The organism is Jatrophihabitans sp. (assembly GCA_036399055.1).
Lineage (GTDB): Bacteria > Actinomycetota > Actinomycetes > Mycobacteriales > Jatrophihabitantaceae > Jatrophihabitans_A.
In genome coordinates this window covers 19,693-43,293 of record DASWNX010000015.1, presented here as the reverse complement: position 1 = coordinate 43,293, position 23,601 = coordinate 19,693, and the positions used below count along the sequence as shown (strand labels likewise).

The 23,601-nt window shown below is 69.7% G+C and carries 23 protein-coding genes; 11 read left to right on the top strand and 12 right to left on the bottom strand.

Going from position 1 to position 23,601, the window contains the following annotated elements; translation table 11 throughout:
- The first annotated feature begins 2 nt into the window (after positions 1-2).
- On the top strand, positions 3-515 hold the full coding sequence (locus VGB75_04675) for a GNAT family N-acetyltransferase (protein ID HEY0166318.1): 513 nt from the start codon (positions 3-5) through the stop codon (positions 513-515).
- Between the two features lie 12 nt (positions 516-527).
- On the opposite strand, the gene VGB75_04670 is transcribed toward VGB75_04675, so the two are convergent.
- Positions 528-1,928, bottom strand: a complete 1,401-nt coding sequence (locus VGB75_04670; GenBank protein HEY0166317.1) for a wax ester/triacylglycerol synthase family O-acyltransferase — start codon at positions 1,926-1,928, stop codon at positions 528-530.
- Positions 1,929-2,038: 110 nt separating this feature from the next.
- On the bottom strand, positions 2,039-3,586 hold the full coding sequence (locus VGB75_04665; protein HEY0166316.1) for a UDP-N-acetylglucosamine 1-carboxyvinyltransferase: 1,548 nt from the start codon (positions 3,584-3,586) through the stop codon (positions 2,039-2,041).
- Between the two features lie 82 nt (positions 3,587-3,668).
- Between VGB75_04665 and VGB75_04660 the strand changes: the two genes are divergently transcribed.
- Complete coding sequence (locus VGB75_04660; protein HEY0166315.1) at positions 3,669-4,181, top strand: DUF309 domain-containing protein; 513 nt, start codon at positions 3,669-3,671, stop codon at positions 4,179-4,181.
- A 48-nt stretch (positions 4,182-4,229) separates the two neighbouring features.
- Here the strand turns inward: VGB75_04660 and VGB75_04655 are convergent, their stop codons facing one another.
- Complete coding sequence (locus tag VGB75_04655; protein ID HEY0166314.1) at positions 4,230-4,769, bottom strand: methylated-DNA--[protein]-cysteine S-methyltransferase; 540 nt, start codon at positions 4,767-4,769, stop codon at positions 4,230-4,232.
- A gap of 47 nt (positions 4,770-4,816) precedes the next feature.
- On the opposite strand from VGB75_04655, the gene VGB75_04650 reads away from it, so the two are divergent.
- Both VGB75_04650 and VGB75_04645 read left to right on the top strand, forming a co-directional pair.
- Positions 4,817-5,476, top strand: coding sequence for a hypothetical protein (locus VGB75_04650; protein ID HEY0166313.1), 660 nt, complete (start codon positions 4,817-4,819; stop codon positions 5,474-5,476).
- 106 nt (positions 5,477-5,582) lie between these two features.
- Positions 5,583-5,873: a hypothetical protein gene (locus VGB75_04645; GenBank protein ID HEY0166312.1), complete on the top strand. Its 291-nt coding sequence runs from the start codon at positions 5,583-5,585 to the stop codon at positions 5,871-5,873.
- Positions 5,874-5,917: 44 nt separating this feature from the next.
- Here VGB75_04645 and VGB75_04640 read toward each other — a convergent pair whose 3' ends face one another.
- Both VGB75_04640 and VGB75_04635 read right to left on the bottom strand, forming a co-directional pair.
- Positions 5,918-7,033, bottom strand: a complete 1,116-nt coding sequence (locus VGB75_04640) for a hypothetical protein (protein HEY0166311.1) — start codon at positions 7,031-7,033, stop codon at positions 5,918-5,920.
- Entirely contained in the window at positions 7,030-7,575 is a 546-nt protein-coding gene (locus VGB75_04635; GenBank protein ID HEY0166310.1) for a sigma-70 family RNA polymerase sigma factor, read from the bottom strand. Before VGB75_04635 ends, VGB75_04640 begins: the two co-directional genes overlap by 4 nt.
- 212 nt (positions 7,576-7,787) lie before the next feature.
- On the opposite strand from VGB75_04635, the gene VGB75_04630 reads away from it, so the two are divergent.
- The 5 genes from VGB75_04630 to VGB75_04610 all read left to right on the top strand — a co-directional run bounded on the left by VGB75_04630 (position 7,788) and on the right by VGB75_04610 (position 13,314).
- Entirely contained in the window at positions 7,788-8,816 is a 1,029-nt protein-coding gene (locus tag VGB75_04630; protein ID HEY0166309.1) for an iron ABC transporter substrate-binding protein, read from the top strand.
- Between the two features lie 9 nt (positions 8,817-8,825).
- The gene (locus VGB75_04625) at positions 8,826-10,478 is read left to right on the top strand and encodes an iron ABC transporter permease (GenBank protein ID HEY0166308.1); all 1,653 of its coding nucleotides are present in this window, start codon (positions 8,826-8,828) and stop codon (positions 10,476-10,478) included.
- Positions 10,475-11,539 (top strand): ABC transporter ATP-binding protein, encoded by a 1,065-nt coding sequence (locus VGB75_04620; GenBank protein ID HEY0166307.1) that lies wholly within the window; start codon positions 10,475-10,477, stop codon positions 11,537-11,539. Before VGB75_04625 ends, VGB75_04620 begins: the two co-directional genes overlap by 4 nt.
- Positions 11,540-11,674: 135 nt before the next feature.
- Complete coding sequence (locus VGB75_04615) at positions 11,675-12,826, top strand: ImmA/IrrE family metallo-endopeptidase (protein HEY0166306.1); 1,152 nt, start codon at positions 11,675-11,677, stop codon at positions 12,824-12,826.
- Positions 12,826-13,314: a DUF4411 family protein gene (locus tag VGB75_04610; protein ID HEY0166305.1), complete on the top strand. Its 489-nt coding sequence runs from the start codon at positions 12,826-12,828 to the stop codon at positions 13,312-13,314. Before VGB75_04615 ends, VGB75_04610 begins: the two co-directional genes overlap by 1 nt.
- 52 nt (positions 13,315-13,366) lie before the next feature.
- Here the strand turns inward: VGB75_04610 and VGB75_04605 are convergent, their stop codons facing one another.
- A complete protein-coding gene (locus VGB75_04605) occupies positions 13,367-13,876 on the bottom strand; it encodes a MarR family transcriptional regulator (protein HEY0166304.1) in 510 nt (169 codons plus the stop codon).
- A gap of 114 nt (positions 13,877-13,990) precedes the next feature.
- Between VGB75_04605 and wrbA the strand changes: the two genes are divergently transcribed.
- Positions 13,991-14,617 carry an NAD(P)H:quinone oxidoreductase gene (gene wrbA / locus VGB75_04600; GenBank protein HEY0166303.1) on the top strand — a complete coding sequence of 209 codons (627 nt, stop codon included), beginning with the start codon at positions 13,991-13,993 and terminating at the stop codon, positions 14,615-14,617.
- 10 nt (positions 14,618-14,627) lie between these two features.
- Here wrbA and VGB75_04595 read toward each other — a convergent pair whose 3' ends face one another.
- The gene (locus tag VGB75_04595; protein ID HEY0166302.1) at positions 14,628-16,277 is read right to left on the bottom strand and encodes an alpha-amylase family protein; all 1,650 of its coding nucleotides are present in this window, start codon (positions 16,275-16,277) and stop codon (positions 14,628-14,630) included.
- A 1,027-nt stretch (positions 16,278-17,304) separates the two neighbouring features.
- On the opposite strand from VGB75_04595, the gene VGB75_04590 reads away from it, so the two are divergent.
- The gene (locus VGB75_04590; protein ID HEY0166301.1) at positions 17,305-18,681 is read left to right on the top strand and encodes an amidase family protein; all 1,377 of its coding nucleotides are present in this window, start codon (positions 17,305-17,307) and stop codon (positions 18,679-18,681) included.
- Positions 18,682-18,712: 31 nt separating this feature from the next.
- On the opposite strand, the gene dinB is transcribed toward VGB75_04590, so the two are convergent.
- The 5 genes from dinB to VGB75_04565 all read right to left on the bottom strand — a co-directional run bounded on the left by dinB (position 18,713) and on the right by VGB75_04565 (position 23,437).
- Entirely contained in the window at positions 18,713-19,903 is a 1,191-nt protein-coding gene (gene dinB, locus VGB75_04585; GenBank protein HEY0166300.1) for a DNA polymerase IV, read from the bottom strand.
- 67 nt (positions 19,904-19,970) lie between these two features.
- A complete protein-coding gene (locus VGB75_04580) occupies positions 19,971-20,954 on the bottom strand; it encodes an aminoglycoside phosphotransferase family protein (protein HEY0166299.1) in 984 nt (327 codons plus the stop codon).
- Positions 20,955-21,121: 167 nt separating this feature from the next.
- Positions 21,122-21,763, bottom strand: coding sequence for a DUF305 domain-containing protein (locus VGB75_04575; protein HEY0166298.1), 642 nt, complete (start codon positions 21,761-21,763; stop codon positions 21,122-21,124).
- Between the two features lie 184 nt (positions 21,764-21,947).
- Positions 21,948-22,481, bottom strand: coding sequence for a GNAT family N-acetyltransferase (locus VGB75_04570; protein ID HEY0166297.1), 534 nt, complete (start codon positions 22,479-22,481; stop codon positions 21,948-21,950).
- A 77-nt stretch (positions 22,482-22,558) separates the two neighbouring features.
- Positions 22,559-23,437, bottom strand: a complete 879-nt coding sequence (locus VGB75_04565; protein HEY0166296.1) for a hypothetical protein — start codon at positions 23,435-23,437, stop codon at positions 22,559-22,561.
- Between the last annotated feature and the right edge of the window lie 164 nt (positions 23,438-23,601).

The following is a 23,601-nucleotide window of genomic DNA, read 5'->3' as shown; positions in this document are numbered from 1 at the left end:
GCGTGAGCGAGCTACGCCTGGAGCTGATGGCCGAAGCCCACCTCGACGACTTCGAGGGACTGCTCGACGACCCGGACGTGCTGAGGTTCACCCGGCTGCCTGATCCGCCGGCGCCGGGCTTCTCCCGCGAGTGGTACGCCCGCTACCAGGCCGGCCGGCAGGACGGCAGCCGGCAGGCGTTCGCGGCGGTGGCGCCCGACGGGACCTTCCTCGGGGTCGCCCTTGCCCCGCACATCGACGCCGAAGCCCGCGAGATGGAGCTGGGCTACCTCGTCGCCCCGGCCGCCCGGGGCCGGGGCGTGGGCACCGAGATGCTGCGGCAGCTGACTGCGTGGGCCTTCGCCGAGGGCCAGGCGCTGCGGGCCACCCTGCTCATCGACGTGGCCAATGTGGCCTCGCAGGTGGTCGCCACCCGGGCCGGATACCTCTTGGAGGGCGTGCTGCGATCCACCTACTTCAAGCAGGGCGCCCGGTCCGACGTCCAGATCTGGTCTCGGCTGCCCACCGACTCCTGAGCGAGGCCGGGCTCAGCCGACCGTCCGCTCCAACGCGGTCAACTCGTCCTCGAGGTAGCCGAGCATCCGCTGCAGGTGCGGGATCGTGCGCCGGCAGCCGGTCAGGCCGAAGGAGATCTCACCGGCGTAGCTGGTGCAGGTGATGTTCAGCGCCTGCCCGTGATAGGGGATGGACAGCGGGTAGATGCCGGCCAGCCGGGCGCCGTTGAGATAGAGCGGGGTCCGCGGGCCCGGCACGTTGGAGATGATCAGGTTGAAGGGCGGCCTGAGCAGCTCGGCGTAACCGGGAACCGACTGCAGCATCAGCGGGCTCATGCCCAGGCCGGTCATCGCCAGGATCTGCAGCGGAGTCATCTCCGCCAGCGCCTGCTTGCCCTGGCTCATCGAACGCTGCACCGTGCTCAACCGGTCAGCGGGCTCGGTCAACTGGGTGCCGAGGTCGCACATCACCGCGCCGACGGCGTTGCCGGACTCCTGCCGCCGGTCCCGCCGCCGCAGCGCGACCGGCACCATCGCGATCAGCGGTGACTCCGGTAGCGCGTCGAAGCTGCTCAGGTAGGTTCGCAGCGCGCCCGAGCAGGCGGCGAGCACCACGTCGTTGACGGTGCAGCCGGCCCCCCGGCGGATCCGGTGGATCCGCTCCAGCGGCCAGGACTGGGCGGCGAACCGGCGCGAGCCCGAGATCGGCACGTTGAGCATCGACCGGGGCGCGGCGAACGAGATCGGCGCGCTCTGGGCCTGCAGGCCCCGGTTGACGGTGCGCGCCAGCGCGGCTGGGATGCCGGCCACGTCGGCTGCCACCTCGCGGGTGGCGCGCAACAGGTTGGCCACCACTTCTTCGGCCCCAGGCAGCGTCGGGACCTCCGGCTGCGCGGGTGGCCGCGCCGGAGCGGGACGGTTGGCCCACGGTGGTGGCAGGTCGCGGGCGGCCGGGTCCTTGGTCAGGATCCGCTGCAGCAACCGCTGCGCCGACACCCCGTCCAGCAGCGCGTGATGCACCTTGAAGTAGATCGCGAACCGGCCGTCGGCCAGTCCCTCGATCAGATGCAGCTCCCAGAGCGGGCGTTGCCGGTCCAGCAGCGTGCCGTGCAGCCGGGAGCACAGCGCCAGCAGCTCCAGCACCCGGCCCGGCTGGGGCAATGAGTTGTGCCGGACGTGGTGGCGCAGGTCGAACTGCCGGTCCTCCTCCCAGGCCCACTGGCCTGCGCTGGCCAGCGAGCGGCGGGCCCGCTTCTTGAACAGCGGCGCCACGTCATCGGCGGTGTAGCCGGAACTCAGCTGCTCGAAGACCTCGGTGGCGCTGCCGAGGTCGGCGGCCGGCTCGAACAACTCCAGGCCGCCGACGTGCATCGGCGTCTGCGGTGACTCCACGGACAGGAACACCGAATCGGTCGGTGACATGGGCAGCAGCACGTGGCCGATCCTGTCACCGATGCCGCGCGGACGCGAAAACGCAGTCGGCCGGCGGATGCGGCGTCGGCCGGACGCCGGGGTTGCGCCGGCGGTTGGCGGCGGCGGGCGGGTCAGACGTCGCGGAAGGTGTGGATGCTGGCGCCGAGCAGGTTCAGCCGCTCTGCCAACTGCTCGTAGCCCCGGTCGATGACGTAGACGTTGCGCAGCAGCGAGGTGCCCTTGGCCGCCAGCATCGCCAGCAGCACCACGACGGCCGGACGCAGGGCCGGCGGGCAGATCACCTCGGTGCCCGACCAGTGGGTGGGGCCCTCGACGTAGATCCGGTGCGGGTCCATCAGGGTCACCTTCGCGCCGAGCTTGGTCAGCTCGGTGAGGTACAGCGCGCGGTTGTCATAGACCCAGTCGTGGATCAGGGTCGAGCCCTGCGCGGTGGCGGCGATCAGCGCGAAGAACGGCAGGTTGTCGATGTTCAGGCCCGGAAACGGCATCGGGTGGATCTTGTCCAGCGGCGCGTGCAGGGTGGAGGGCAGCACGGTCAGGTCGATCAGCCGGGTGCGGCCGTTGGCGGCCGGGTACTCGGGACTGCGGACGTGGCGCAGCCCCATCTCCTCCAGCAGCGCCAGCTCGATCTCCATGAACTCGATCGGCACCCGGTTGACGGTGATCTCCGAGCCGGTCACGATCGCGGCCGTCACCAGGCTCATCGCCTCGATCGGGTCCTCCGACGGCGAGTAGTCCACATCCCGCCGGATCTCGGGGACACCGTGCACGGTGAGGGTGGTGGTGCCGACTCCCTCGACCCGCACGCCGAGCTCGATGAGGAAGAAGCACAGGTCCTGCACCATGTAGTTGGGGCTGGCGTTGCGGATCACGGTGACGCCGACCCGTCGCGCGGCGGCCATCAGGGCGTTCTCGGTGACGGTGTCACCGCGCTCGGTCAGCACGATCGGCCTCAGTGGCACGACCGACGGGTCGACCTCGACCCGGTAGGCCCCCGCGGCGGCCTCGACCTGCACGCCGAAGGGCCGCAGCGCGGTCATGTGCGGCTCGACGGTCCTGGTGCCCAGCGCGCAGCCACCGGCGTAGGGCAGCTCGAAGGATTTCTCGTGGTGCATCAGCGGCGCTAGGAACATGATGATGCTGCGGGTCCGGCGGGCGGCTTCGAGGTTCATCCCCGCCAGGTCCAGCCGGGCCGGCGGCACGATCTCAAGGTCGTTGTCGGCGTTGAGCCAGCGGGTGCGCACCCCGATGCTGTTGAGCACCTCGAGGATCCGGTGCACCTCCTCGATCCGGGCCACCTTGCGCAGCACCGTGCGGCCCTCGTTGAGCAACGAGGCGCAGAGCAGGCCGACGCCGGCGTTCTTGCTGGTCTTGACGTCGATGCTGCCCGACAGCTGCCGGCCGCCCTCGACGCGCAGGTGCGGCGGCCGGGAGCGGCCGATGGAGACGATCTCGGAGTCCAGCGCCTCGCTGATCCGGGTCAGCAGCTCCAGGCTGAGGTTCTGGTTGCCCTGCTCGATCCGGTTGACCGCGCTTTGCGAGGTGCCCAGCGTCTCGGCCAGCTGGGCCTGCGTCCAGCCACGGTTCTTCCGGGAGTCGCGGATCAGCGTTCCCACCTGACGGGCGTAGTCTTTCGCGGCGCCTACTTCATCGACCATGCCAGTCACGATATCTCATATATGAGTTCAGAAAATCGCGGCTCGCTGGAGCGGCGGCGAGGATCCGTGACAGGATTCCAGGGTGAGCGAGCAGGATGACAGGCCTGCCAGCCGTGACCGTGACGAGCGGGGTCGCCCGCGCAACGCCCGGCCGCGTGACGCGCTGGGCAGGCCGCTGCGTTACGGCGCCGAGGCAGCGCCCCGGCTTCAGGAGAGCCCGTTCCGGTCCCCGGCGCAGTCGCTGGCCCAGGCGCAGCGGTTGCTGGACGCCGGCCGGCCGTTCGAGGCGCACGAGGTGCTCGAAGACGCCTGGAAGGCCGCGCCGGACGCTGAGCGCGAGCTGTGGCGCGGGCTGGCGCAGCTGGCGGTGGGACTGACCCACCACGCCCGGGGCAACCGGGTAGGCGCGCTGACCCTGATCGCCCGGGGCGCGGCCAATCTCGCCGCCTACGCCGACCGGCCGCCGCACCGCGTCGATGTGCCCGGCCTGCTGGCCTGGTCTGCGTCGGTGACCGAGCCCGCCTCAGACGCCGCGCCCGCCTCAGACGCCGCGCCCGGCTCGCCGCCACCACCCCGGCTCATCTCGCTCGGCTGAGGGCTCGGCTGAGGGCGCTCGGCTCATCTCGCTCGGCTGAGGGCGCGCTCAGAACAGGGTCGGCTCGTCGGCCGGCAGCGCGCCTTCCAGTTGCAGCATCCGCCGCTTGGTGGCCACCCCGCCGTTGGCCGAGAAGCCGTGCATCGAGCCGTCGGCTGCCAGCACCCGGTGGCAGGGGACGATGATCGGGCAGGGGTTGTGCCCCAGGGCCCGGCCGACGGCGCGAGCCGCGCCCGGCAGCCGCAACTCGGCCGCGATCGCCCCGTAGGACAGCGTCGTCCCGGGCAGGATGGCACGCGTCACCTCATAAACCGAGCGGTGGAAGCCCCCGACCCCGGACAGGTCCAGCTCCACGTCGGCCAGGTCGTCGCCTGAGCCGTCGAACAGCGCCGTGATCCGCTGGATCACCTCTCGCGTCGACGCCGGAGGCTGCTGCTCAACGGCGCCGGGCAGCCGGTCGGCGATCCGGCGGCGGGTCGCGGCGGGGCTGGCCTCCGGCAGGCTCACCTGGGTGATCCCAGCCTCGGCCCAGCCGAGCGCGCACCAGCCGATCGCGGTGTCGAAAAGGGCGTACCCGGCGGCAGTCATGACGGCTGCCAGCTTAGGTCCTCACCGGGCGGGTGCATGATTGGCCGGTGAGAGTCGTGAGAGATCCAGACCTGGCCAGGCGCCGGCCGACCGCACGGTGGCTCGCGCCGCTGGCCCTGCTCGGCGTGCTGGTGACCGGCTGCGGCGGTTCGTCCGGCCAGGCGGCCGCGCCTGCCGGATCGTCGTCCAGTCCGGCCGCGTCGGCCTCCGCTTCGGCCTCGGCTCCAAGCAGCAGGGTCATCGGCCCGAGCGTGCCGGCCTTCGCCTCCACGTCGGCCGGCACCCCGAAGGGGGTGCTGTCCAAGCCGGACTTCCTGATCAAGATGAACGCGGTGTGCTCGGCCATCGACGCCCAGCGCCAGGCACTGCCCAAGCCAGCCGGCACGACCGACTTCGCCACGATCAGGCTCAATCTCACCGGGACGATGCGGCTGGTGCCGTCGTTGATCTCCCACGCCGAGCGGCTGATCGCCCAAACCGCGCAGCGGGCCGAGCTGGAGAAGAACTGGCTCGCTCTGGAGCGGGCCGACTACGCCGCGGTCAAGCCGATCGCCGATCAGATGGTGGCCCACAGCATCGCCGGTGACGCGGCGAAGGTGCAGGACGACGCCTACGAGATGGCGAATGTGCCCAACCACAACAGCAGCCTGGTGACCTACCTCAACGACTTCGGGCTCCCCAGCTGCGCCAACCTGCACGCCTCGTAACCAAGCCGGCCGCCGGAGAGCTTCCGAGGTGCTGCGGCCCTCCGGGTGAGGCTGTCGCTGGCCAATTAACCGCTATTTGCACCCCCCGCCGCCTAGGCTCGGCTGCATGAAGGACTACGGCGCCGACCTCGTGGCAGGAGAACGACGCGACGAGCTCATCGCGGCACTCGTGGAAGCCAGGCTCTCACCCGCCACCGACGGCGTGGTCCGGCTGAACATGGACCTGCCGGAGAACTGCCCGTTGATCCGCGCCCTGATGCGGGTCGAGGCCGAGCTGATCCTGATGGACGCCGACGCCATGTCGCACGGACGCTTCGAGCACCGGACCAGCGACCAGCGCCGCGCCGACGCCTTCATGGCACTGGCGCTGCGCGCCGTCGACATCCCGGCCGACTAGCGAACCGAGCCGGCCAGCTGGGCGGTGAGGACTGGCCGGCCAGCTCACGCAGGGCTGAGGCCGACGCCCGACCTGGCGGTCGCGTTCCCGCCGCGCGGTCCGATCAGGTCGTAATACGCCATGCCCTTGGCGCCTGCCCGATAGGTCACCTGGCAGTGGAGGAGGTAGGCGTGACCAGGCCGGGTCCGAAACGGGCCGGGGCAGCGGCCGACCGCGACGTCCTCGAACTTGATGGCCAGGACCGTCACCGGAGGCGCGTTAGAGGCCGGGATGTAGAGCAGGGTTACCGGATAGCTCCGGCCCGGGTCCGGTTTGGCCGGACCGGATTTCAGTATCCCAAGCGTTTCCCAAGGGTGCCGCTCGTCGGCAGTGGCCGGCCGGTCCGAGACCCCCGCCACCTTGCTCGCCTCCGGAGCGCTGGCGACCGCATCGGCGTAGAGGCCGGGCTCGGTGAGATTCATCGAACCCACCGTCGTCCCGGTCGGCGTCCGCAGCGTGAGCGTTGCCTTGCCGATGAGGCGGGTCATGAACATCACCTGGCAGCGAATCTGGTAAGCGTGGCCCGGTCGCGCCAGGAAGGGCTGGGCGCAGCTGCCCGAGGCGACGTCTTGCACCCCGGTCGTCAGGACGCTTGGCGGGTTATCGCTCGGGCCCGCCAGGTAGCTCAGGGTGAAGGAATAGATCTTGCCCGGTTCCGGCTCGGTGCTGCTGGGGATACCGCCGCTGATCAGGCCGGTGTCCTTCAATCCGGCGGCCTCCCGAGGTGGCAGCGGCCCGACCGAGACTCCGGCCACCTCGCTCGCCTCGCGGGCGCCGGCCACTGCCTCGGCGTAGGCGCGCGCCGCTTTCTCCTGGTCCGGGCTCAGGGACTTCGAGATCGAGACTGACGGCGATGCCGACGCCGTCGGACTGGCTGAGTTCGCGGCCTGGTTCGAACGCCGGTCCCGGTCGGAACCGATTGCCAGCACCGTGCCCACCGTCAGCAGCGCCGCGACCGAGGCGGCCAGCACCGGAGCGGCCCACCGGGCGAGCGGGCGGTCCGAGCGCGAGCGGTCTGACAAGGCCGGCAGGTCCAGCGGCGGGGCCGAGCGGTGGCCGGCCAGCTCGTGGTCGACGGCCGAGTTGATCAGGTTCTTGATGGTGGTGTCGAGGTCGTTCATGACTGCCCTCCGAAAGTGGTGCGCAAGGTGGCCAGGCCACGGCTGGCGGCAGAGCGGACGTTTCCGGCTGACATCCCGGTCACGTCGGCGATCTCTGAGTCGCTGAGGTCGGCGAGAAAGCGCAGGGTGAGCACCTCGCGTTGCCTGCTGGGCAGGGCGGCCAGCGCCCGGCGGGCCGTCTCCTGCTCAGCCGTTCGCAGCGCCGGCTCGTCAGCCGACGGCGCGTGCTCGTCCTGGCGCACCTGCCCCAGCCAGGTCCGGGCCGTCCGGCGACGGCGCAGCGCCGACCGGGCGCCGTTGACGACGCTCACCCGCAGGTACCGCACCGCCGCGCCCGGCTCCGCAAGCCCGCCCGAGCTGCGGTACAGCCCGGCGAAGGCGTCCTGCACCACGTCCTCGGCTGAGCTGACGTCATCGACGAGGCCCTGGGCCAGCCGGATCATCGGCCACCACTGGGTTCGGTAGAGCTCGTCGAAGTCGCGGCCGACCACCGGCTCCGGCGCACGCCGGTCGCCGTCCCGCCGGCTCGCGATCGAGTCCATCACGCGCTCAAGCCCAGCATGGTCCAGTCCATCGAGGTCCACCTCATTCGCTCGCAACGCTAGTGAGCTATGGACGCCTGAGGGCGAGATTTGTTGCACACGACGGCAAACCGGGCGAACTAGCTGGGAGGGTCGCATCGAGGCGGTCACCGCGTGGACCCTGGCCACCCGGCTATGTAAGGTATGCCTTACCTAACCACGAAGGGGAGTCGATGAAGTCACGTTCGAAGCAGGTCGCGCTGGTCGCCTCGGCGGTCGCCACGGTCCTGGTGCTGGCCGGCTGCGGCTCCGACAGCAACGACGCCGGGGGCGACGACACGCTCACGGTCTACAACGCCCAGCACGAGTCGCTGACCAAGGAGTGGGCCGAGGCCTTCACCAAGGAGTCCGGCATCAAGGTCGAGCTGCGCAACGGCAGTGACTTCGACATGGCCAACCAGATCAAGCAGGAGGGCGACGCCACTCCGGCCGACGTGTTCCTCACCGAGAACTCCCCGGCCATGACGATCCTGGAGAACGCCGGCCTGTTCGCCGACGTCGACGCCGCCACGCTGGCCCAGGTGCCCAAGCAGTACCAGCCCTCCACCGGCAAGTGGGTCGGCATCGCCGCCCGTTCGACGGTGTTCGTCTACAACACCGCCAAGCTGACCGAGGCGCAGCTGCCGAAGTCGATGATGGATCTGGCCGATCCGAAGTGGAAGGGCAAGTGGGGCGCCTCGCCCTCGGGCGCGGACTACCAGGCCATCGTCAGCGCGATGCTCGAGCTCAAGGGCGCCGATGCCACCCAGGCCTGGCTGGAGGCGATGAAGACCAACTTCAAGGCCTACAAGGGCAACCGCGCGGTGATGACGGCCGTCAACGCCGGCCAGATCGACGGCGGCGTCATCTATCACTACTACTGGGCCAGCGACCAGTCCAAGACCAAGGAGAACAGCAAGAACACCAAGCTGCACTACTTCGGCGACAAGGACCCGGGCGCCTTCGTGAGCCTGTCCGGCGGCGGCGTGCTGAAGTCCAGCGACAACACCGAGGCCGCGCAGAAGTTCCTCAAGTTCGTCACCGGCAAGTCCGGGCAGCAGATCCTGCAGACCGGCACCTCGTTCGAGTACCCGGTCGGCAGCGATGTCGCGGCCAATGCCGCGCTCAAGCCGCTGGCCGAGCTGGAGGAGCCGGACATCGACGAGGCCAAGCTCAACGGCCCCGAGGTCGTCGAGATGATGACCAAGGCCGGACTTCTCTAGCATCTGCTCGTGCCCACCGCCCTTTCCCGACCCTACGCCGCGACCGCGGATCAGCAGCGCCCTGGCCTGCCGGTCCGCGGTCGCGGCGGTCGCGGCGGTCGGGGCCGGCCGGGCCTGCTGAGCGTGCGGGGGCCGCGTGGCAGGCGCCGAGCCCCGGTCGGGGTGCTGATCGCGGCGTTCGTGGTGGCGGCGGTGTCGCTGATCCCGCTCGGCTACGTCCTGGCGCAGACCGTGGCCACCGGGTGGGACCAGGCCTACGCGCTGATCGTCCGGCCCCGGGTCGGCGAGCTGCTGCGGCACACCGCGGCGCTGGTGGCCACCACCGTCACCGGCAGCGTGCTGATCGGGGTGGCCGCCGCCTGGTTGGTCGAGCGGACCGACCTGCCGCTGCGCCGGCTGTGGGCCGTGCTGTTCGCGATGCCGCTGGCCATCCCGGCCTTCGTCACCAGCTACGGCTGGGTGTCGCTGTACCCCTCGATCGAGGGGTTGAGCGGCGCGACCCTGATCACCACGTTCGCCTACTTCCCGTTCGTGTACCTGCCGGTCGCGGCGGTGCTGCGGCGGCTGGACCCGGCGCTGGAGGAGTCGGCCCGCTCGCTGGGGCACTCCTCGGCGCGGGTGCTGGTTCGAGTGGTGCTGCCGCAGTTGCGCACCGCCGTCCTCGGTGGCGCGCTGCTGGTGGGGCTGCACCTGCTGGCCGAGTACGGCGCGCTGCAAATGATTCGCTACTCCACTTTCACGACCGCGATCATGGAGCAGCACGAGTCCACCTTCAACGGCGCCGCGGCCACCATGCTGGCCACCGTGCTGGTCAGCCTGTGCCTGCTGCTGCTGACCCTGGACGTGCTGTTGCGCGGCCGGGGCCGCTACTCGCGGCTGGGCTCGGGCGCGGCGCGGCCGGCTCCGCGGACCCGGCTGGGCCGAGCGGGGCCGCTGGCCCTGCTGGCCTCGGCGGTGGTCTGCGGCGCGGCCATCGGGGTGCCGTTCGTGAGCGTCGGACGCTGGCTGGTGCTCGGCGGCGGCGATCTCTGGACTGCCCCGGAACTGCTGCCGGCCCTGCTCAGCACGCTCATCCTGGGCCTGTACGCCGCGGCGCTGACGACGGCGGTCGCGCTGCCGGTGGCCTGGCTGGCGGTGCGCCACCGAGGCTGGGGATCGACCCTGATGGAGCGCTGCACCTACCTCGCCAGCGCGATGCCCGGCATCGTCGTGGCGCTGGCCTTCGTGACCGTGGCGATCCGCTATGCCCGGCCGATCTACCAGAGCACCCTGCTGATCGTGGTGGCCTACGCGCTGCTGTTCCTGCCCCGGGCGATGGTCAGCCTGCGGGCCGGCATCGAGCAGGCGCCGCCCGAGCTCGAAGAGGCGGCCAAGGCGCTGGGCAGCTCGCCGCTGCGGTTGTTCGGCCGGGTCACCCTGCCGCTGATCGCGCCGGCCCTGGCGGCCGGCGCGGCACTGGTGTTCATGGCCGTGGTCACCGAGTTGACCGCGACGCTGCTGCTGGCGCCGACCGGCACCCGCACGCTGGCCACCCAGTTCTGGTCGTTCAGCTCGGAGATCGACTATGCCGCCGCCGCGCCGTACGCGATGCTGATGATCGTGCTCTCCCTTCCGGTGTCGTGGTTCCTGCTGGTCCAGTCGCACCGGATGGCCGGCCGGTGAGCGCGCTCACGGTTCGCCAGGTCCACAGCTCCTACGGCTCGACGCCGGTTCTCAAGGGCATCGACCTCGACATCGCCGACGGCGGCACCACCGCGATCGTCGGGCCGTCCGGATGCGGCAAGACGACGCTGCTGCGGGTGATCGCCGGCTTCGAGCGCCCCCACCCGGGCTCGGTGCTCATCGGTGACCGGCAGGTCTGCGGCGACGGCGTCTGGGTGCCCCCGCACCGGCGTGGCCTCGGCTACGTCGCGCAGGACGGGGCGCTGTTCCCCCACCTGACGGTGGCGCAGAACATCGCTTTCGGCCTGCCCCGCAACGAGCGCCGGTCGCGGGCCAGGATCACCGAGCTGCTCGAATTGGTCAGCCTCGACCCGGACTTCGCCGACCGCAGGCCCGATCAGCTGTCCGGCGGCCAGCAGCAGCGGGTGTCGTTGGCGCGGGCGGTGGCGCCGCGACCGGGCCTGGTGCTGCTGGACGAGCCGTTCAGCGCGCTGGACGCCGGGCTGCGCGCCAGCACCCGGGCCGCGGTGGCCGAGGCGCTGGCCGAGCAGGGGGTCACCACGCTGCTGGTCACCCACGACCAGTCCGAGGCGCTGTCCTTCGCCGATCAGGTGGGCGTGATGAGCGCCGGCCGGCTGACCCAGGTCGGGCCGCCGCGCCAGATCTACGAGGCGCCGGTGGACCTGGCCACGGCCGCCTTCGTCGGTGACGCGGTCACCCTGGCGGGCGTGCGGGCCGGCTCGAAGGTCGAGTGCGCGCTGGGCAGCGTGCTGGTCCAGCCGGCGGCAGCCGACTACGCAGACGGCGCCGGCACCGTGCTGCTGCGGCCGGAGCAGATCGAGCTCACCGACTCGTCGGCGGGCGGTGATGACGAGGCAGTCCTGGGCGTGGTCGAGGACGTCGACTACTACGGCCACGACACGATGCTGCGGATCAGGCTGGACGAGCCACGCGCCAGCGTGATCAGCCTGCGGCACACCGGCACGGCCGCGCCCGCTGCCGGCGCCAAGGTGGCACTGCGGGTGCGAGGCACGGCGCGCTGGTTCCCCGCCGCTGACTGAACGTCCTCCGAACCTGGCCCACGGGTGTCCCTGCAACTACATGCATCACAAGCGACGCGCGAGGATGGGATGCGGAACAGCTCCAGGGCATAGCAAGATGTCACGAACGGCGACAACCAGACCAAGGAGGCGGCGATGACTACGCGGGTAGCCATCGCCCGGCCAGTCCTCGACTGGGCGGTCACACGGTCCGGTCGCGATGTTGACGACCTGACCAAGAAGTTTCCGAAGTGGCACGACTGGACCGACTCCGAGCACGGGCCGACGCCAGCCCAATTAGAACAGTTCGCCAAGTACACCGGGATCCCGTTCGGCTACCTGCTACTACGGAAGCCGCCCGAGCTTGGCCTACCGATAGCGGACTTCCGCGAAGGTCACACCGGCGGCTGGGACGAGCCGAGCACCGCCCTTCTTGCAGTGCTGCACCAAAGCATCCGACGGCAGGACTGGTACCGCGCGTACGCGGAAGAAAACGGGCTGCCCGCATTAGAAATAGTCGGCTCCGCTGATGACAAGCCAATTTCCACAGTGGCCGATGACATGCGGGACCGCCTGAAGTTCCAGGTAGACGCACGCACCGGCTCCTGGGGCGAGATTCGTAAGCATCTTCTGCGCGCGTTTGAAGCGTTGGGCGGCCTCACTGTGGCAGCGTCCATGGTGGGCAACAACACGCACCGGCCGCTGGACGCGGATGAGTTTCGCGGCTTCTCTCTCGTGGACCCGCTCGCGCCGCTTGTGTTCGTGAACGCGGCGCAGACCCTCAACGGACAGATATTCACGCTTGCTCATGAGTACGCGCACGTCTGGCGCGGCACGAGTGGAATCAGCGCCGAGGACGTGCGCAGGCAGCCCAGCACGTCCGTAGAGCAGTGGTGCAACGCTGTCGCGTCTGAATTCTTGGTGCCAGAGCGAGATTTACGCAGCCGCTACGGCGGCGTGGCCGCGTTGCCGTTGGACCGTCGTTTAGACCGCCTAGCCGGGGTCTACAAGTGCGGGACGCTCGTTGTACTGCAAGCGATCCACCGGGCCGACCTTGCCCAGTTCCGAGACTTCGACGCGATTTACGACGCCGAGGCCGCGCGCCTGGCCACTCTTGCCGAGGGCCGTAAGCCCTCCGGCGGCGATCACTACCGAAATCAGCCTTACCGCGTCGGAGACCGGTTGTCCAAGGCTTTGATAGGCGAAGCCGTTGAGGGCCGTACCACGCTGGCCGAGGCCATGCGACTCATGAGCATGAAGTCGCTGAGTAACTTCGATGAGTACGCGCGCCAGCTCGGCGTCGCGTGATGCATCTTTTCGACGCCAACACCTTCATGGAGGCCCAGCGCACCTACTACCCAATCGACCTAATGCCCGGTTTTTGGGAGTGGCTCAAGGAGGCGCACGGCAACGGTGACTTGGCGTCGGTGAAGGCCGTGTATGACGAAATTCTGGGAGGAAAGAAGGAGGACGAGCTGGTCAAGTGGGCGAAGTCCATGCCCCCCTCTTTTTGGCTTCCTGATACTGCCGAGTCACTGGCATCGGTGAGACAAATCGGCGAATGGGCGACGGACCCGGCCCGTCCGTACAACGACGCGGCGAAGGCAGAGTTCATGGACTCTGCCGACCTCCGCCTCATCGCGCGGGCGCACGTCCTCAAGGCGACTGTCGTATCCCGCGAGACCTCGGCGCCGGACGCCAAGAAGCGCATCAAGATCCCTGACGTTTGCGCCGCGTTCGGTGTCTCCTGCTCTCAGCCCTTCCCGGTCTATCGTCTGCTAGGCATGAAGCCATAGACAACGAGGGTTCCACCTGACAGTTCGGGTGCCTCACTCACACATTTGGCACTCACCTGGAGCGGGGCCGGTCCGAGAGCGGGCTCGCGTCGTCGATCCGCCGGATGATCCGTTCGGCGCCGGCGCCGAAGTGGCGTAGCTGGGCCGGGGTCAGCGCGTCGATCACGAGTGCACGCACCTTGGCCACGTGCGCCGGGGCGGCGGCGACCAGCGTCGCGTGACCCTTCTCGGTGAGGATGGCGTTGGTGTACCGGCCGTTGTCCGGATCGGGTTCCCGGCGCACCAGCTCACGCTGCTCCAGCCGCTTGACCAGGTGTGACAGCCGGGACAGCGAGGCGTTGGTCAGGTCGGCGAGCTCACTCATCCGCATGGTGTGCCGGGCGTGCTCGGACAACATCGCCAGCGCGTGGTACTCCACGAAGCTCAGTTCGGCCGTCTGCTGCAGGTGACTTTCCAGCTCCCACTGCAGCTTGGCGATCATGCGGGAGAACGCCCGCCACGCTGTCAGCTCGTCGGGGCTCAGCCAGCGGGTCTGGACGTCCGGCTCGGTGCTGTGAGGCATCCCACCATCCTAGCCCTCACTTGATTATTCAAGTCAGGACTTCTAGCGTGAACTTGAACGTTCAAGGATATGACCGCACCGACAGGTTCCACGAAACCCGAAAGGCCTCCTCTGATGTCTGAACCCACCAAAGTCGCCGTCGTCTACTACTCCTCGACCGGCACCGTCTACGAGCTTGCGAAGTCGATCGTCGAAGGCGCCGAGAAGGCCGGCGCCGAGGTGCGTCTGCTCAAGGTCGCCGAACTCGCGCCCGCGGAGGCCATCGCCGCGAACGCCGGGTGGGCCAGCCACGCGGCCGAGACCCAGGACGTGCCGGTGGCCACTGCCGAGGACATCGTGTGGGCCGACGCGGTGATCTTCGGCTCGCCGACCCGGTTCGGCAACGTCACCTCGCAGCTCAAGCAGTTCCTCGACACCCTCGGCGGGCTGTGGGCCCAGGGCCTGCTGGCCGACAAGGTCTACAGCGGGTTCACCGCGACCGGCACCACGCACGGCGGCCAGGAGTCCACCCTGCTGGCGATGTACAACAGCTTCTATCACTTCGGAGGCATCATCGTCCCCCCCGGCTACACCGACCCGGTGAAGTTCGTCGACGGCAACCCCTACGGCACCAGCCATGTCTCGGGCCAGGGCGCCCTGCCGGTGGACGACGCGGCCCGCAACGCCGGTGAGTTCCAGGGCCGTCGGGTCGTGAAGGTCGCCTCCGCGCTCAAGAGCGGTCTGGCCGGCGCCGTCAGCTGACCTCTACAGCTCAGGCGCTGCGGCGTAACCGGATCCAGCGGTAGCCCCAGGCATTGAGCTTCAGGTGCGCCAGGTTCTTCGCCGGCGGCTCGTACTGGCCGTCGGCGAAGACCTCGTACGGCTTCTTGCCGGTGTCCAGGCCGCTCAGATCCAGCGTCACCGGTGTTCCAGCGAGGTTGTGCAGCAGCAGGATCGCGCCCTCAGGCGCGTCGAACCGGTGCGCCAGCACCGAGCGCGGCAGCGGGCAGTCGAGCACGCTCGGCTCGCCCACCCCGATCTCCGGGCACTCACGCAGCACCCTGATCAGCTCCTCGAACCAGCGCAGCAGCGACTGCTGGTCCAGCCGCTGGGACTCCACGTTCACCCGCTTGGCCGAGTACCCGCCCCGGGTCTGCACCGGTCGCACCAGCTCGGCGACCGGGGCGGTGGAGAACCCGGCGCCCCGGCTGGCGTCCCACTGCATCGGCGTGCGGACCGCCTGCCGGCCCGGCAACTTCAGGTCCTCGCCCATGCCGATCTCTTCGCCGTAGCGCAGCACCGGGGTGCCCGGCATGCTGAACTGCAGCGAGTAGGCCATCTCGATCCGGGGCCGGTTGCCGTTCATCATCGAGGCCAGCCTGCGGCGGATGCCACGGCCGTAGAGGCGCATGTCCTGCTTGGGCGCGAACGCCGCCATCACGTCGTTTCGCTGCTCGTCGGTCAGCTTGCTCAGGTCGAGCTCGTCGTGATTGCGCAGGAAGGTCGCCCACTGCGCCATCGCCGCGATCTTGGGCATGCTGCCCAGCGCCTCGACCAACGGCTCGGCCTCGCAGCGGGCCAGCGCCAACCACAGCTTGGCGTTCAGGCCGAAGGCGAACATCAGGTGGGCGCGGTCGTTGGGCCCGTCCGGCGCCGCCGCGCAGTACTTGGCCAGGTCATCGGGGTCGACGTTGGCCTCGCACAGCAACACCGCTTCGCCGTTGCGCCATTGGATGTCCTGACGCCAGTCGTCGAGGATGGTGAAGTCCATCGGGCCCGGGTTGACGCCGGGCACGGTCTGCTCGATCACGAACGGCGCGGCGTCGATCCGGAACCCGGAGGCGCCCAGCTGCAACCAGAAGCCCATCACCTTCTTGATCTCGGCGCGCACGGCAGGGTTCGCCCAGTTCAGGTCGGGCTGGAACTCATAGAACCGGTGGTAGTACCAGAGCTTGGCCGCCTCGTCCATGGTCCAGGTCTCGGTCTGCTCACCGGGAAACACCATCCCCTGGCGGCGGTCCGGCGGCTCGTCCTTGCTCCAGACGTAGAAGTCGCGGTAGGCGGACTTCGGGTCGCTGCGCGCGGACTGGAACCACGGATGCTGGTCGGAGGTGTGGTTGACCACCAGGTCCAGCACCAGCCGGATGCCCCGCGAGCGGGCCTGGGTGGCCAGCTCCACGAAGTCGCCGAGGGTGCCCAGTTGCGGGTGGACGCCGTAGTAGTCGCTGATGTCATAGCCGCCGTCGAGCTTGGGCGAGGGATGGATCGGGTTCAGCCACAGGCAGGTCACGCCGAGCCGGGCGAGGTAGTCCAGCCGGCTGGTCAGTCCTGGCAGGTCACCGCAGCCATCGCCGTCGGAGTCCTGATAGGTGTCGACCTCGACGCAGTAGATGACCGCTTCCTTGTACCAGCGCTCTGACACCAGCAGTCCTTTCCACCCTTTGCGGGGGGTCGTGGACTGTCATTAGACCAGCCCCGGGCGCCGCAGTCGGTCACCGTTGAGACTTCATCGCGCAGTCGCATGGCCGCTGCTGGGATCCCTGACCCCCCGCCGAGGGGCTCCCCGGCGCGCCTCTGCTCAACGGCCTATGACCCTGCACCTGCCTGGTCAGGCGACGTCGCCAGCCCTGCCTATCGGCGCTTCCGGCGGTTGGGAAGGTCACCTTTCGGCTGTCAGTCCCGGCCATTCCCGGTGCCCGCAATGACCGTAGGTTAAGTTGTTGCTAAATACTATCTAAGGATGCATGCATAGTGACTTTTTCCCGGGCTAGTGACGGTGTCCGCCAGTCGTCCCTGCCGAAGGGGCTGGCTGCCATCGGGGCCTTTGTGCTGCTGGCCGGAGCCCTCGCCGGTTGCGGGTCCGCCGAGACCCGGTCAGCCTCAGACACCATGTCGCCGCAGTCGACGGCGACCAGCTCGCTGTCTCCGAGTGCGAACTCGAGTGCGTCGCAGGCTGAAGCTGCCGCGGCGAGCCGAGCCGCTGCAGGCCTGGCGTCGCAGTCTGCCGTAGCCCGACTGGCTGCCGTCGCCTCGAAAGCTGCCGCCGCCGCTCGCTCTGCTACGGCATCCCGGTCAGCTGCCGCCTCGAAAGCCGCGGCTCAGCAGGCTGCTTCCGCTGCCGCCTCTAGATCTGCCGCGGCATCGCGGTCCGCTGAGGCGTCGCGATCGGCTGAGGCGTCGCGATCGGCCGCTCAGCAGGCAGCGCCTCCGGCGCCGGCTTCCTGTGAGCCCGGGTACAGCCCGTGCATCCCGTCCGGTTCGGGCGACGTCGACTGCGCTAGCGGGTCCGGAAACGGGCCCCGCTATGTGCGCGGGCCGGTTCAGGTGACTGGAGGCGATCCCTACGGCCTTGACCGTGACGGTGACGGAGTCGGCTGCGAATAACCGCTGACCCGACGCCGCGAGGGGCTACCAGCTCAGGAGCCGACGATCGGGGCGATAATGCCTGGATGAGCCAGCCCCCAGGGCACGCCACCCCAAGGTGCCCGACGGCAGTGCAGACAGCGGCGGCCGTGCGGCGGGGCGAGCTGTCCGCGCGCGCCGCGACCCAGCACGCGCTGGCACGCATCGCCGAACGGGACGCCGACATCCGAGCCTTCCGGGTCGTTCGCCAGGACCGGGCGCTGGCCGAGGCGGAGCAGGTCGACGCCCACCCCGACCGGGCGCGGATGCCGCTGGCGGGCGTGCCGCTGGCCGTCAAGGACAACGTCGCGGTGGCCGGCGAGGCGATGCGCGGCGGATCTGCCGGCAGCAGCGACCACCGCCAGCCGGCAGACCACGAGGTGGTGCGCAGGCTACGGGCCGCCGGGGCGGTCGTGGTCGGCCTGACAAACGTTCCCGAGCTGTCGGTATTCGGCGCGACCGACTCGGCTGCCGGCATCACCGGCAACCCCTGGCGGCTGGACCGCAGCCCTGGCGGCTCGTCCGGCGGCAGCGCCGCGGCGGTGGCGGCCGGGATGGTCGCCGTGGCGCACGGCAACGATGGGATGGGCTCGATCCGGATTCCGGCGGCCTGCACCGGCCTGGTCGGCATCAAGCCGGGGTCTGGCCTGGTCCCGGCGAACCTCGGCGGCCGATCCTGGTTCGGCATGGCCGAGAACGGGCCGCTGGCCACCACCGTCGCCGACTGCGCGCTGCTGCTGTCGGTGCTGGCCGACCGACCGGAGCTGGCCGTGCCGGACCTCGATCAGCCGCCGCTGCGAGTGGGCGTCTCGGTCAATCCGCCGCTTGTCGGGCTCCGGGTCGATGGGCACTACGCCGACGCCGCCCGGGCCAGCGGCGCGCTACTCGCCGCCATCGGCCACCAGGTGGTCGAGGCCACGCTGCGCTATCCGAGCGCGGCCGGGCCGGCCGCGATGGCGCGCTGGTTCGCCGGCGTCGAGCTGGACGCCCGCGAGCTCGCCGACCGGTCGCGGCTGGAGACCCGGGTCGCCCGGCATGCGCAGCTGGGCAAGGCCGTGCTGGCGCTCGGCGGACCGCGTCCCGGCGGCCGGCAGTCCTGGCTGCGAGCGGTAGAGAAGCACTTCGAGCGGGTCGATGTGCTGATCACCCCCATGCTTGCCCAACCGCCGCTGCCGGCGACCGCCTGGAGCGCTCGGAGCTGGGTCGCCAATGTGGCGTCCAACGCCCGCTACGCCCCGTTCGCCGCACCCTGGAACCTGGCCGGCTGGCCGGCGATGGCGGTGCCCGCGGGAATCTCGCCCAGCGGCCTGCCGCTGTCAGTGCAGCTGGTCACCCGACCGGGCGGCGAGGCCAGCCTGCTCAACCTGGCCGCCCAGCTGGAGCAGCTGCGCCCCTGGCCGCGCACCGCGCCGGGTTATCGATAAGCGGCGCAACCCGAGGGAGTCGACTGCAGTCCTAGTCGGGTAGCAGCGGGACCGTGAGACCCGGGTCGACGTCGAGCAGCACCCCGCGGGTGATGGCCGAGCTGCCGTAGCGGTCCCGCACCCGGTCCACCACCGAGTCCAGGTCGTGCGGGCTGCGGCGCTCGAACGGCAGCTCCAACTGGATGGCGTCGGCGTTGTCGAGGTTGCTCAGGGTCACGCCGATTAGCGTGATGCCCTGCTCGCTGATCAGCCCGGAGTTGGCCTGCAGCAACCGGCGCAGCGCGCTCAGCACCACGGCGGTGTCATCGGTGGCCGCGGCGAGGGTGTGGGATCGGGTGACGCGGTTGAAGTCGTCGAAGCGCAGCCGCAGCACCACCGTCCGGCAGAGCCGGTCAGCCGTTCGCAGCCTTCGGCAGACCCGGTCCACCAGCACGATCAGCCGGCCGTCGAGCTCGGCGGGTGACAGCCGTCGACGGCCGAGCGCGCACTGCGCGCCGATGGAACGCCGCCGGCGCCCGATGGTGACCGGCCGGGGGTCGCGGTTGTGGGCCAGCGCGTGCAGATGGCGCCCGGAAGCCGGTCCGAGCATCGCCATCAGCGACCGCTCGTCCACCTCGGCCAGCTCGGCGACCGTGCAGATCCCGCGATCGCGCAGCTTCTCGGTGGTGACCCGCCCGACGCCCCACAGCCGTTGCACCGGCAGCGGGTGCAGAAAGGCCAGCTCTGCCTCGACCGGCACGACCAGCAGGCCGTCGGGCTTGGCGACCGCGCTGGCGACCTTGGCCAGGAACTTGGTGCGAGCGACCCCGACGGTGATCGGCAGGCCGACCCGGTCGCGGACCGCGCGCCGAAGGCCCGCCGCGATCTCAGGCGCGGGGCCGGCGATCTTGCGCAAGCCGCCAACGTCGAGAAACGCCTCGTCGATCGACATCGGCTCCACCAGCGGCGTGGTGTCGTGGAAGACCGCGAACACCGCCTTGCTGGCAGCCGAGTACGCGCTCATCCGGGGCGGCACCACGATGGCCTGCGGGCAGAGCTGGCGCGCCTGCCGCCCGCCCATCGCGGTCCGGACGCCGAAGGCCTTGGCCTCGTAGCTGGCCGCCAGCACCACCCCGCCGCCGACGATCACCGGCCGCCCGCGCAGCCGTGGGTCATCGCGCTGCTCGACCGAGGCGTAGAACGAGTCCAGGTCGGCGTGCAGGATCGACGGTTCGACAACCACTCACCTAGAATCGCACAGGTGTTCGATTTAAGGTAGCCGCACAGGCGAGGTGTCCCGCCTGCGGTGGTCATTCCAGCGTGCTGAGCACCTCACGCATGTCCTCATAGGTGTCGGCCACACCTGGCTCGGCCAGCCGGAAGCGTTCCAGCCGGACGCCGACCAGGTGCCGGGCGAGATAGAACCGCGCCCGCAGCTCGTCGCCGGCGGTGGCCGGCAGTGGGCCGTAACCGTTGAAGAACGCCGCGCGCTCGGCGCCCTCTCGCTGGATCGCGCGATAGATCGTCCAGTCGGCAAGCGGGTCGCCCCACCAGCCCCGGTCGCAGTCCACCACGCCGGTGATCGTCGGCTCCGCGGCGGCCGGGTCGAGCAGCACGTTGACGGTCCACAGGTCACCGTGCAGCAGCCGGGGCTCGCTGATCTCATCGAGCACGGCGTGGCGCCGGGCTGCCGCGCCGGCCAGCCGGCGCACGTCCTCGGCGTCCAGGCCGGCGTCTTCCAGGTCGGCTGCCGCGTCGGTGAAGTAACCGATCAGCGCCTGGCTCCAGGTGTCGTACGCCGGGCCGGCGACCGGGCCGAACCGCTCGCCGCGCACGTCGTGGACAGCCCGGGCGATGCTGCCCAGCTGGCCATAGAAACCCGCCCACGCCGGACGTGGATAGCCACCCAACCCGTCGGGCGCGGGCACCCCGCCGAGCAGCGTCTGGAACAGGTAGTCACGACCGAGCAGCTGATGGGTGAAGTCGACCGCCAGCGTGCGCGGCAGCAGCTCGCCGAAGCCGGCGAGGTAGGGGACGGTGGCGTGCTCGTTGCGCATCAGCTCGCGCTCGATGCGGAACTGCCGGGCAGGCTCGGGCGCGACCCGCAGGATGACCGGCGCGCGGCCGTCCAGCTCCACCCGGTAGGTGCTGTTGTAGGCGCCGAGGCCGAGCTCGACGGCGGCGCTGACACCGACGTCGGCGCCGAACGCGCGGCGGCACATCGCCACGACCTGGTCGGCCGTCACCGACTGCTGAAAGGCCTCCGGCGCGCGTTCGACAGGGCTGAAGTCCACCAGTCGCCCTTCTTCTCAAGATCCGATCGACCCGATCCAAGCAGACCGGGCTCGACCTGCCGCTCACCGCGGCTCGACCTGCCGCTCACCGGGGCTCGGCGAGCAGATCCAGGGTGTCCGGGCTGCCGTCGCCGGCCGACTGGCACGCGCACAGGAAGCCCTACCCCCTACTTCATAGTGGTGAGCGCCTGAGTCAGCTGAGCGATCTCCTTGCTCTGCGCGTCGATGATCGTCTGAGCGAGTGCTTTGGCCTCAGGGTTCTGCCCGTGCGTCAGTTCGCTCTTCGCCAGGGAGACGGCGCCCTTGTGGTGGGTGATCATCTGGGTGATCCAGAGCTTGTCGAACGCGCTGCCGGTCGCCTTCTCCAGAGCCCCCGTGTTCCCGGCGCTCATCGTCCCCGGCATTGGCCGGTCGCCGTGCTGCATTCCCATCGTCGGTGAGGGCACGGGTTGTCCCCAACCGGACAGCCAGCCCGACATCGTCGCGATCTCTGGCGATTGCGCCTTCTTGACCGCCGCGGCCAGGGCCTTCACCTTGGGATGGGTCGCCTTGGTCAGGGCTTGGTCTGACATCGTGACGGCGCTTGCATGGTGGGGGATCATCCCGGCGGCGAAGCTGACATCGGCGATATTGTGCGGGCCGGCGGCTGGCTTACCGATCGGCGCTGCGGCCGCGGAGCCGCCGCCCGAGGCTGATGTGCTCGTCCCGGACAGTCCCTCATGGTCAGCCGATGAGGCGCCGGAGTGGTCACTGCCGCACGCGGTGAGCAAGAGGGCGCCCGCGGCGGCGGCGATCAGAGTGCGTTTCACGGGGCCTCCAGGGTCACACTCGGTCCATACCCTCAGGAGGGTACTTACCGGAGACAGCTGATCGGCCCGGTGACGTACTCGTAGGGGGTATGCAGAGCTGGCGCGCAACCGCTTGACTCCCCTACCGGTCAGGGGATGAACCCCCTCTCGCAGAGCGGGTCGTGTTCGTCACGGCGCACGTCGGTCACCGCGGCTCGGCGGGTGGCTCCTCCTCGGCGCCGATCCCTCGTTGCACCCAGGCGACGTCGTGCCAACTGCCGTGCTTCCGGCCGACCCGCCGGTAGATCCCGGCGGGCTCGAATCCCAGCGCGCGGTGCAGGCCCTCGCTCGCGGCGTTGGGCAGGGTCATGCCGGCCAGCAGCATCCGGTAGCCGCGATCGGCCAACCGGGTGAACAGCGCCCCGTACAGGGCTCGGCCGGCGCCAGTGCGACGTAGCCCGAGTTCGAGGTAGACGCTGACCTGGCACGACCACCGGTAGCCGGCCCGGGGGTTGAACGGCCCGCCATAGGCGAACCCGACCACCCGACCGCGATCTTCGAGGACCAGCCAGGCGTGACTGCGTTGGGCGCTGGCGATGCGCTCGGCCATCTCAGCCGGGGACGGCGGGTCGGTCTCGAGCGAGATGGCGGTGTCGGTGACGTAGGGCCGGTAGATCGCCGCGCAGGCGTGAGCGTCAGACTCGCGGGCGTCCCTGATGAGTGGTTCACCGCCGGTCATGGCAGCGGCCACCCGCCGTGCACCCGGCAGCGCCGAGGCGTGGATGTGGTCTCATGCCAACGCGCCACGCTCGTTCTCTACCCGAACTCGCCAGCAAGCCGCCACGTCGTCGTCTTGTGCTCCCGGAACTCGCCTCCTAGATCAAGCCCCGCCCCTAACAGGGCAACCTTGGCCTTGGCATCGATCCCGTAGTCCTCCGTCGAGCGCACATCAAGGGCGAATGACTTGAGGCCCGAGTTGACGCGGGCCTCGGCGACCTCCTGCCATAAGGGCTCATGAGACATCCAGACAAGTCCTTCGGGCACCCGGGGTTGTCCAGAAGGCGTCAGCTCCATGACCGACATGACCTGGGTGCCGTAGGCCTTTTGTCGATGCGCCGAGGCCCCCACATCGACGTGGGTGGCAGTCGTGGGTATGCCCACGTCGGCTGAGACACCAGCGGACTGATCCCAGCCTTCAATGTGTTCGACGACTATGCGAGTGGCGCCCAGACTACGGAGTAAGCGCTGGGCTTCGGCCACCTTGTGCTCGAAAAGGAACCGATGGATGTCGGCCATCGGCACGTAGGTCTGCCAGTCGACGGGATGGCCTGCGTAGACAACCTCAGGCCGTGGGTGCCCAGGCGGAAACCTCAACTGCATCGCAAGGACGCGGTCGATCTTCAGCACAAGCTTGGCGGACGCGGTACGACGCGCGAGCCGACGATCGCGCACCTCGTCATACGCGACCACCGCCAGGCCACCGAAACCCCCGAGAATCAAAGGGGAAAGACGAAGGGCACGACTTAAAACCCTACTTGTCGTGCTTGGGTGCGGCACGGCCCACTCAGACGGATTGTCAACCATGACCAGCAGCCGTCGCTTGTCATACGGCAGCGAATCCAGCCCCTGAGTGTGCATCTTCTGCCTTCCTACCGGCCGGACTTGCTGGATTGAAGAATAGAACGTTTCGCCCACCGGTGTGAGGGCCTATCCGCGAGGCGCCTGATGACGGCGGCACGCTGGTCCGGCGAGCAGCAGTCGCTGCGCCAAGAATTCGGTTGCCTCATCCGCCGGCTGATGCTGCACTGATCAGAGGTCCCATCCCAAGGAGCACCAGATGCGCCAAGCGCTCACGTCCA